This is a genomic window from Thiolapillus sp., from assembly GCF_048562965.1.
Lineage (GTDB): Bacteria > Pseudomonadota > Gammaproteobacteria > Chromatiales > Chromatiaceae > Thiolapillus > Thiolapillus brandeum_A.
The window spans coordinates 1-934 of sequence record NZ_JBHNMF010001065.1 but is presented as its reverse complement, the minus strand read 5'-3'; the positions used below and the strand labels follow the sequence as shown (position 1 = coordinate 934).

Genomic DNA, 934 nt, shown 5'->3' with positions numbered 1-934 from the left:
TGATGATAACCAGCTCTACATTTCTGCCAACCTAGCTCAGCTTCAGGAAATAATTAGGACTTCACAATCGTGCATATCTGATGTTCAGGCATGGATGCACAACAATAAACTTCAACTGAATCCTGATAAGACAGAGATGATTCTCATCACTTCTAAACACAACCAGAAAAGCCTGTCTCTCCCTTTCTCTGTCGATCTGAATGGAACCTCGATTCATCTTTCTTCATCTGTCCGCAACCTGGGCGTTACCCTCGACCAGAATCTCTCTTTTCAGCAACATGTCTCCCGCACCTGTCAAATCTGCTATTTTGAATTGCGTAGAATCAATTCCATCCGTCACTACCTGTCACAAGATGCTCTCAAGACACTGATTTCTGCTTTTGTCCTGTCCAGAATTGATTACTGCAATTCCCTACTCGCTGGCTGTCCTAAGCAGCTCATTCACAAACTTCAAAAAGTTCAGAACAATGCTGCAAGGCTCATCTGTCGAACTCCTAAGTTTGATCACATATCTCCCGTCCTTCACACTCTTCACTGGCTTCCTGTTGAACAAAGAATTGAATACAAACTGCTTCTCCTTGCCTTTAAATCTGTAAACAACGATGGTCCGTCATATCTGTCTGACCTCCTGAAGTTCTACATTCCTTCTCGACAGCTGCGCTCTTCCTCTGACACCCGTCTCCTTCGCATTCCTTCATTCCGTCTGAAATCCTTTGGACAACGCAAATTCTCGTATCAGGCCTCTGTTCTATGGAACTCTCTCCCGATCTCACTCCGTCATTCCAACTCTACATTAGCCTTCAAATCGGCTCTAAAGACGCATCTTTTCCCGTCCCAGTAGCCTTCTCTTCCTTACACTGTGATAGATGTATGTGTGTATGGGGGGTGGAGGGGGAGGGAGAGAGAGAGAGGGGGAGGGAGGAGAGAGAGTGTG

At 45.7% G+C, this 934-nt stretch carries 1 protein-coding gene; it reads left to right on the top strand.

The annotated features are described in order from the left end of the window. Positions 1-841 (top strand): hypothetical protein (locus ACOCD2_RS22290; protein WP_419626142.1); only part of this gene is annotated, 841 nt, incomplete at its 5' end. Positions 842-934: the final 93 nt, after the last annotated feature.